The following is a 9,379-nucleotide window of genomic DNA, read 5'->3' on the forward strand; positions in this document are numbered from 1 at the left end:
TGGATTTTGGTCACAGAATCAGCGCTGTTACCTTTAATCCAAAAGGAGCATTTTTTAAATACTCAGCATAGCTTTTGCCATTCTCCCCAGCTTAGCTGGGGGTTTAGCTCTGTAATTAAATCCGGCTTTTCTCAAGCCTGCGGCATAATGCGCAAACACTTCATCTTTCATTGGCAATATCTCAGCAGCCCTCTTTAAAGAAAATTGGGGAATGATTCGCTTGACTTCTTCAGCCTTGGCCCGAGCAAATTCTTTTTTACCCAAATGACCGTAACATGAAGCAAGCATACTGTGGGCGGGCATGAAATTCGGATTTTTAATGATGGCCTTTTGCAAAGCGGCCACGGCTTCCTCATACATTTGGAGCTCGAAAAAGGCATGACCCAAGCTAAAGATATAGTGTTCCGGATAGTTCGGGTTTAAACGGATGGCCTTTTCAAGATACCCAAGGCCTTTTTTCGGCAAACCGGAAAACACCAGGGCCTCTCCCAGCGACGAAAGCGCATCCGCATCATTGGGGTTGAGAAAAACGGCTTTCTTAAGCTCTGCAATGGCTTCCTCGTGTCGCTTCTTCCACAGGTACACATTCCCCAGGATGACATGTCCCTGAGGAGAGGATTCATCCAGGCTTACCGCCTTTTTCCCCAGCTCTAACGCTTCATCAAGCAGTTTCGGGTCATAATTCCACGCATGCATCCAGGCTATTAATCGAGTCCATACCAGGCCCTCATAGGCTGAAGTATAACCCGGATCAATCTGGATGGCCCGTTCAAACATCTCCCCGGCAAGTTCATTGCTTTCCCGGGTATAACGATTCAGCAGGGCAGAGCCTCGCAATACGAGATCGTAAGCGCCCAGGTTGTCGGTCCCTTTTTTGGTCATCCGTGTTTGTTCATCCTTTACAAGTTTTACCGCCAAAGCCTCAACAATTTTCCCGGTGACTTCATCCTGCAAAGTAAAAATATGCTTCATCTCCCGGTCATAGCGCTCCGCCCAGATATGATGGCCTGTTTTGGCATCAATAAGCTGGGCGTTAATTCGGACCCGATCACTGACCCTCCGCACGCTTCCTTCCAGCACATATCGCACCCCCAAATCCTTAGCCACTTGTTTAACTTTCACCGCCTTGCCCTTATAGGTAAACACCGAGTTTCGCGAGATGACAAACAGTCCGGAGATCTGTGAAAGGTCGGTGATCAAGTCTTCAGTCATGCCGTCGCTGAAATAGTCCTGATCGATATCGCCACTCATATTGGTAAAGGGCAAAACAGCGATGGAAGGTTTGTCGGGAAGTTTAAGTGCCCTGTGTTTTTCCAGAAGCCTGACAATGGGAGGTTTGTGCCCTTTTATGTTCAACTGGTGCTTCCAGGACACCATACCGGCGATGATTGCCACCACCACGGCAAAGGTCACCAGGCGTAATCGCCGCCGATGTTTCGGGTCATCCCTTCTAACTTTGTATTTCAGGACTCCGGCATCTTCGGGTCGTGTCAAAACACGATAGGCTCGAACCGGGTCGGAAATATTTTTCACTTTCTGTTTCCCCAGGAACTCGTATCCAAAAACTGACTTATTTTTCACATGATCATAAGCCGTTCCAGAGATACATACGCCACCTGCCTCGGCCAAACCCTCCAGGCGTGCGGTAATATTCACCCCGTCGCCAAAAATACTGTCTCCATCCTGGATGACATCTCCCAAGCTGACGCCAATGCGAAACGCCATACGGCGTGCTTCAGGCAATTTTTCATTTCGGGATTTTAGTTTTTTCTGAATGTCCACCGCACACTCAATGGCATCAACCACGCTCACAAATTCAGCCAAAAGATTATCTCCTGTGGAGTCAACCACCCGGCCATTATATTGTCTGATGCAATTGGACATCAATTCCCGATAGGCGGTGAGGGTCTCTATGGTTGCCATCTCATCATCGCCCATCAATCGGCTGTAACCTTTTACATCGGCGCTTAGAATGGCGGTGAGCTTTCGGTAAACGCTTTCTGCATCCATGGGCAGCCCTCTTACGGTTAAAGAAAGGTAAATCGAGTTTAATTTAGTTTTTAGTGTCAGATAAAAAAGCGCGGTCAAGCCGGAAAGAATGGAAAATTCATGATACTGTCGACGATTTATATCAGATTTATTTATTTTGAGTCAAATAGTAAAAAAATAACAATCAATTTTAATTCATCCATTTTCAGCCTCCAGCCTTGGCCATGCTATGTCCGACCGGTATAACATAATAGCTGCCGTATGTTCCTTTACAGGTAAGATTGTAACGTCTGGTACCGTGAAAACAGACGATTTACCAGGCAAACCTTAGGCTTCATGTATCGTTGTGCCCAGTCGGGCATGAAAATTTATGCAAAACAGTATCATGACTTACACATGTAAACGTCCAACCCAGGCAAAATTTAGCCACTTACCGACTCTTTTTCGGACGGTTCACAACTACCAAAAGGGCAGGGGCAATAAAATAGTCCGCCAGCAGCGCCAGGACAATAGCCAGTCCGGTGAGAAAACCAAAATGAATCAGGTTAACCATAGTGGCAAACATAAAAATGAAAAAGCCGATGGACAGCACACAGGATGTCACCAGCATCGCACGTCCCGTGGTATGAAGGGTTTCCATAACAGCAAATTTTGCATCCCTGCTTTCTTCAAAATATCTTCTGAAATTATGCATAAAATGAATCGTATCATCCACGGCAAGACCGATGGCAATATTGCCCACCAGCATGGTAAAAAGATTCATGGGTATGTTTAGCCATCCCATCATACCGATGGTGATAATAATCGGTGCAAGATTGGGGACCATACTGAGAAGGCCGATACGCAGACGACCGATAAGGAGAATCATCAGAACAGTAATCACAATTAAGGCATATATGTAGCTTTTACTCATGCTGGCAATGGCGTTGACGACGGTTCTGAACATGAGCGCGGACATCCCGGTGATGGTGATTTTTACATCCGGGTATATTTCCTGAAAATGATCGTTTACTGTTTTAAGAAATTTAGTATAGGCAATGGCGTTGACGAAGGGCACTTTCACCATCAAACGTGCTTTGGAAAACTGGCTGTCGGTAAAGTCTTCCATATCGTCTGATCCGCTGTTTTCAAACAGAAGCAGTTCTTGGGCAATTAATTTTTTATCTTGGGGAATGGCGTAGAATTCTTTCCGGTTTTCATTTAAGGCACGATTGGTTTCTTTTAAAATGGTTGTAAGAGACCAGGCTTTCCCGGCAAACACTTTACCCACCTCGAGTGTTTCAAGATATGCGGCAGTCTTTTCCATCCTAGTTAAGATATCGGGATCATACAAACCGTTTTCTTTTCCGGTATCTAAAATAATCTCCAAACTGGCAGAACCACGAAGTTCTTGGTCGATTTTTTCGGTGGCAATACGGGCGGAGTTGTTTTTGGGAAGCCATTTCAATACATCGTGAGAAAAGTGGATATTCATGATACCGACTATTGATAAAGCAATGATGACTGTTGATATAATCAGAATTTTATACGGATGACCGGTTGAAATCCGCCCTGTTCTCGCAAGAAATCTGTCGATTGCAGTATCTTCAGCCAGGTCCTTTCTATTTTTTTTAATTTTAACCGGGACGATGGCCAGCAAAGCCGGCAGAAGAATAATGGTGTAAACCATGGCCAGAAGCACACCTGTGCCGGTAAAAATACCCACATCTGCAATGGGGGCAACCTCTGATGTTGAAAAGGAGAATAACCCTCCTGCAGTGGTAGCGGCCGTCATCAGTACGGCAAGGCCTGAATGGCCGATGGAATAGACAATGGCCTCTTCCCTGCTGCGGCTTTTGCGAAAATTGTGATAGAACATGGCCAGGATATGCACACTGTAACCCACACTCACTGCCAGCATGAAGGATGGAAGGATCTGGGTGGGTAGTTTTATCGGTGCCTTAAATGCCGCCATCAGACCGATGGTGGAAATAAGCGAGAGAATCACAATCAAAAGAGGCAACACCACACCGGTGGCCCTGCGGAACATGATAAAAAGAAATGCGCCCACGGTAATAAAAGCCAGCAGTAAAAACCGACGGACATCCTTTATCATTGAATGTTTCAAAAAGTGGGTGACCGCCGCTATGCCTGCAATGTGAATTTCAAAGTCGGGACTTCTATATTTGTTCGCCACTTTATTTACAGCCAAAACGACTTCACTGTTTTCTTTATCCGTTAAGTACTGTTTGTCGTTGGCGAAGTTAATTTTTTTTTCATCATCTTCAAATCCATCTATGGCGTCGATATCGGTTCCCACTGAAGAATAGGTCTGGGTCTGAATGACAATGGTGGTCATCTTGCTGTCTTCAGATATTAACAGGTTTTGATATAGCTGGTTATCAAGAGACCGCTGCTTTATCGCTGCTATATCTTCATCTGTTTTTGGCCAGTTTTCCATCAGGTCTTCAACGATCAGCTCATCTTTTTCCCCCCTTGTATTTCTGGCATTAATCAGGCTGGTAATGTCTTCAAGGTAGGGAACATTTTCCCATAGGTCCTGGTGCAGCTCTCCTAGCTTTTTAAGAAACTTTGCTTGGAAAACCTCCGGTGAACGGATGGCAACAATAATCAGCTCGTCTCTGCCGAATTGGTCTCGGAAAGTGTCGTAATCGACTCTGGCCGGGTCAGATTTGTGCATGAATCCCTCAGTAGATATATCGATTGTCAGCTTTGGAAGTTGCCACACGATGGGTGCAATAATTACAAGCATCATAAAAAGGGTTTTAAGCGGGTGGTGATATATGACCCGCGCCAGGGATTCGAACCATTTTTCTATTTTAATTCTAACTGTTGTCATTATATCCCTCAGCTCTTTATTTTGTTACCGCCTTTAAAATCAATTTTTCGATTTCACTGGAAACTTTGCCTGAAACGCTGTCGTCCAGTTTTTTAATATTTTCCGGAAAAACATCGTATCGAGATCTGACCGGATAACTCCCTTTATAAAACATGATGCCGCCTATCACCATTGAATGGATGATAAAAGGAGAGGCTTTGATAAAAACACCCTGTTTGACACCTTCTTCAAGGATATGGGTAACCATGCCGATGATGGTGGCAAAGTTTCTGACAATAATTTCAGGGAGATGCTGTCCTCCTGAAGCCTGTTCCCGCATCATAATAGGGGCAAGAAGCGGATTTTGATCCATGGTTTGGGTAACCGCATTAACATAATATTTTAGTTTTTGTTGGGGTGATAGGTTTTCATCTAAATTGCCGATGAAATGTTCGGCGGCGTTTCCTATTATATCGCGGAGAACTTCGGCGTACAGGGCTTTTTTGTCGCCGATGTGGTAGTAAATCATGGCTTTGTTGATGTTGGCCTGTTTGGCGATTTCATCCATACGGGCACCTTCAAAGCCGAATTCCGCAAAGGCTTTTGCCGCAGCGTTCAGGATACGGCGGATCGTTTTTTTTCGTTTTGTTTGTAATGAGTTGGTAACCATAAATGAATCGCTGGCAAATATCTAACTAATTAGTTAAACTAACTGGATGGTTATATTTACTCTTAAAATAATCCCCGGCTCAGATTTGTCAACTTTTTTTTGCTTTATGTTGAAGAATGGTTGTTGATCGCTTTTTTAAGCGCGGCAGCATGAACATCCCCGGCAAAATGGACAGGACTTTTTCCGTAAATCGGATCCCAGCCCGCCGGATCAGCCGTGCAGAAAAATTGGGTTTCAAGTCCCATGCGGATGATGGCTTCTTCGGCAGGCATATTGCCCACACGAAGTGCGGCCTCCCATGTGGCTCCGCATGGTGCCCCTCTTTTTACCTTTATATCGGTAATTTTTCCTGCCTCAACTTTTACGGAAAACTCCGGAGCGCCAAATTTTTTACCGTATAGACCCAGACGGACCTGCCTGGAAAGACCGCATCAGGTGGGTGGGCTAAAGACACCCTTGACCCGGACTTTTTTCCCTGAAACGACCACAGGTATGTTTTTTTCCCTGCACATGATCGCAAGATCATAAGACAGATCAGGATGCTTCAGGTAATCGAGGACCACATCGGCTCTGATGTCATTGGGCAAATATGGGAGTCCATCATCGATCACAGCTGGAAGGTATTCATCAATGGAAATAGTTTTTATTTTAAAAAGGCTTTTGCCGTATTTTAATATTCCCTGAATCTTGTTTTCTCCGCTTCCGTTTTGCTGAAAAACAACAATTTGTTGCGGTTTTGCAGTCTGTTCTTTTTTCATCATTTGTAACCCGAATATATTAATAGACCTTTATTCTTGGTGGTCTCTCCCGCTTTGCGGTGAACATCATCACCGTAATCACGGTAACAGTTCGAAATCAAGCTGTCTAAGTTTTTTCTCAAACAAGGCATTTTGCTCATCAAACTGATCGGTAACCGTTTCCAGTTCATCAAAAAGACTGTCGATGGTCATCCTGCAATCGTGTAACAACCGGGAAAGCTCCGCTATTCTTAAACCGTCTTGCTGCTGCGAAGCTTTCAGCATTTTTTCATTGAGTTTATTGAGCTTTTTTTCATGCATGTCAATGTTATTTTCTATGCTGACAATGCGCTGCTTCAATGGCTTTAATGCTTTACCCCGTTGGAAATTAATTTCGGAGCGCCTGCGCCGCAATTCTTTTTTATTGAACTTGGAATGTGGCTTCTTTTCAGTTGAGCTTTTCCGCGGCCTGTTCTCAACTTCGCCTTCCCATCCAACCTCTTGAAGGAACCGCTGGTAGCTTCCGTCAAACACATAGGTACGGTCCTGTTGAAAAACAATAAGCCGTTGTGCAAGGGCGTGAAGAAACATCTCATTATGGGTCACCATGATTACGGTACCGGGAAAGTTATCGATGGCGGCCAGGAGTGCATCACTCGATTCCATATCCAGATGGTTGGTCGGTTCGTCCAAGAGCAGCAGGTTAACCGGCCTAACCAGGAGTTTTCCCAGCATCACCCTGCTCTTTTCGCCGCCGGAAAGCACGCTGATTTTCTTCAATGCATCATTACCGCCAAACATCATGGCCCCGCATACGTTCCTGGCAAGCTGCCTGTCCACATGCGCAGCTGAATAAAGGATCTCCTCTTCCACCGTTCTTGTATCCACCAGGGTGCTCACATTGGTTTGTTCAAAAAACCCCTTTTTTACATTGGGGTTGTAACTCACCACCCCGCTCTGAGGATTAAGTTCTTCTGCCAGGAGCTTGAGCAACGTTGTTTTGCCCTTTCCGTTCTTACCTACCACACAGACACGATCACCTGCATTCACCATGATATCAAAGTTTTTGATCACCATGTTTTTTGAGTCATAGGAAAAGGAAAGGTTTTCTGTGTTCAAAACGCGTTTTGCCGGGAACGGACTGTAGCGAAACGAAAAATCGAGAGTCTTGATCTTTTCCAGCTTTTCCTTCTTTTCAGTTTTTGCCAGGGTTTTAATTCTGGACTGAACCATATTGGCCAGCCTCGCCTTGGCTCTAAAACGTGTTATAAACTGCCTGATTTCTTTTCGGCGACGCTCATCTTTTAAACGCGTCTTTTCGTAAATCTCCTCTTCCTGGGCAATTTGATTATAATACTTTTCGGTATCACCGGCAATCTTACGCAGCTTTCTTCGATTTATACCGATAATGTGGGTGACAAGATTATCCATGAAACTTCTGTTGTGAGTGATGAGCATGACTTCGTGGGGCCAGTTTATAAGAAAACGTTCAATCCAGCGGATAGAAGTTATATCAAGGTAGTTGGTCGGTTCATCGAGCAGGAGAAGGTCGGGATCGGCAGCAAGGGCCTTGGCAAGATTGAGGCGCACCTGGAATCCACCGGAAAATTCAGCTGGATGCCGCTTAAAATCCTCCTGGGAAAATCCCAGCCCGGCAAGAATTTTTTCCACTTTCCAGTAATGATCTTGTTCTTCTTCCCCAAGTCCGGTCATACATTCTTTAAGTGCGGTTTCCTGGGTAAAGTTTAGCTCCTGGTGTACATAGCTGATACGATAATTTTTTGGGATTGAAATGCTGCCGGAATCGGATGGTTCTTCACCGGCAATTAGCTTAAAAAGCGTTGTCTTACCATGGCCATTCCGTCCGACAACCCCCAACCTTTCCCTGGGGTTGAGCCTGAAACCTACTTCTTCAAACAGGGTGTGTCCGCCAAAACTTTTGCTAAGATGCTCTACATTAATCATGAGCCGTGAGCTATCAGTTTTCCAATCTTCGTGCAAGTAAAATATATATCTGCCCGGCTTTTCAGGCCACGCAGTCTGAGTTTTTTGGCAGTATCCTATCGGTTTAAAAACAGGGATTGGTTCCCATGGTATCACTGGGTTAAAAATGGGCTTGCCCTGCTGTCACGTGCTAAAACGCTTGACTTTACAGGCAACCGTGTCATTATTGTCATTCACCCCTGGTTTTTTTTATGTTAACTCGGAGGATCTGATCATGACAAAAGCTTATCACCGTCTTGAAACCAAGCTCATTCACACCGGTGAGCCCGATCCGCTTATTAACGGCGCGGTCAGCATACCGGTTTTTCAGTCATCCACTTTTGAATATTCCGGTCAGGCAAGCTATCACGATCTAAAATACATTCGTTTGAATAACACCCCCAACCATATTGCACTTCATCAAAAGCTGGCCGCACTGGAAAATGCCGAGACAGCAGTGGTGACATCCAGCGGTATGGCGGCAATTTCAACCACGATTTTAGCGCTGCTCTCCTCAGGAGATCATTTCCTGGCACAAGAGTGCCTCTACGGCGGCACGCATGACTTTATGTTAAAAGACCTAACGGCCCTAAATATTTCATTTGACTTCATTAATGGAGATACCCCCGCAAACTGGGAAGATAAATTGCGCCCCAATACCAAAGCGGTTTACGTAGAAACCATGACCAACCCACTGCTTCAAATTGCCGATTTAAAAGCAGTGGTTGAGTTTGCCAAAGCGAACCACCTCATCTCCATCATTGACAACACATTTGCAACCCCGATCAATTTTCGCCCGCCCGAATTGGGTTTTGACCTTTCTGTCCATAGCTGCACAAAGTATCTCAACGGTCATTCGGATATTGTGGCAGGGGCAGTGATCGGCCGGGGAGAGCTGATCGAAAAGATCATTCACAAGCTCAACCATCTCGGCGGCTCGCTGGATCCTCATGCCTGTTTTCTGCTCCATCGAGGAATGAAAACACTGGCCGTAAGAATGAAACATCAAAATCAAAGCGCACTTGACATCGCAAGGTTTTTAGAAAAGCATGAAGCAATTGAAAAAGTCATGACCTCCGGCCCAGCCGGAGGCTTGCATAAAGCCCTATAAGGGCATCGATACTGATAACCCCTTAAGGGGTATTATTGTGTTAAAATTACTGTTCTGCGACCAAATCCATT

Annotated in this window: 6 protein-coding genes; 1 reads left to right on the plus strand and 5 read right to left on the minus strand. The window is 45.1% G+C overall.

What is annotated here, in order from left to right:
- Positions 1-54 precede the first annotated feature (54 nt).
- From SWH54_05745 to SWH54_05765, 5 genes are all read right to left on the minus strand, one after another.
- Positions 55-2,010, minus strand: coding sequence for an adenylate/guanylate cyclase domain-containing protein (locus tag SWH54_05745; protein MDY6790755.1), 1,956 nt, complete (start codon positions 2,008-2,010; stop codon positions 55-57).
- Positions 2,011-2,419: 409 nt separating this feature from the next.
- Entirely contained in the window at positions 2,420-4,828 is a 2,409-nt protein-coding gene (locus SWH54_05750) for an efflux RND transporter permease subunit (GenBank protein MDY6790756.1), read from the minus strand.
- A gap of 16 nt (positions 4,829-4,844) precedes the next feature.
- Positions 4,845-5,477, minus strand: coding sequence for a TetR/AcrR family transcriptional regulator (locus SWH54_05755; protein ID MDY6790757.1), 633 nt, complete (start codon positions 5,475-5,477; stop codon positions 4,845-4,847).
- Positions 5,478-5,581: 104 nt separating this feature from the next.
- On the minus strand, positions 5,582-6,238 hold the full coding sequence (gene dfsP / locus SWH54_05760) for a DUF166 family (seleno)protein DfsP (protein ID MDY6790758.1): 657 nt from the start codon (positions 6,236-6,238) through the stop codon (positions 5,582-5,584).
- 75 nt (positions 6,239-6,313) lie between these two features.
- Positions 6,314-8,179, minus strand: a complete 1,866-nt coding sequence (locus SWH54_05765; protein MDY6790759.1) for an ABC-F family ATP-binding cassette domain-containing protein — start codon at positions 8,177-8,179, stop codon at positions 6,314-6,316.
- Positions 8,180-8,432: 253 nt separating this feature from the next.
- Here SWH54_05765 and SWH54_05770 point away from each other — a divergent pair, with 253 nt between their 5' ends.
- A complete protein-coding gene (locus SWH54_05770) occupies positions 8,433-9,308 on the plus strand; it encodes a PLP-dependent aspartate aminotransferase family protein (GenBank protein ID MDY6790760.1) in 876 nt (291 codons plus the stop codon).
- The last annotated feature ends 71 nt before the right edge of the window (positions 9,309-9,379 follow it).

This window comes from Thermodesulfobacteriota bacterium (genome assembly GCA_034189135.1).
Lineage (GTDB): Bacteria > Desulfobacterota > Desulfobacteria > Desulfobacterales > JAUWMJ01 > JAUWMJ01.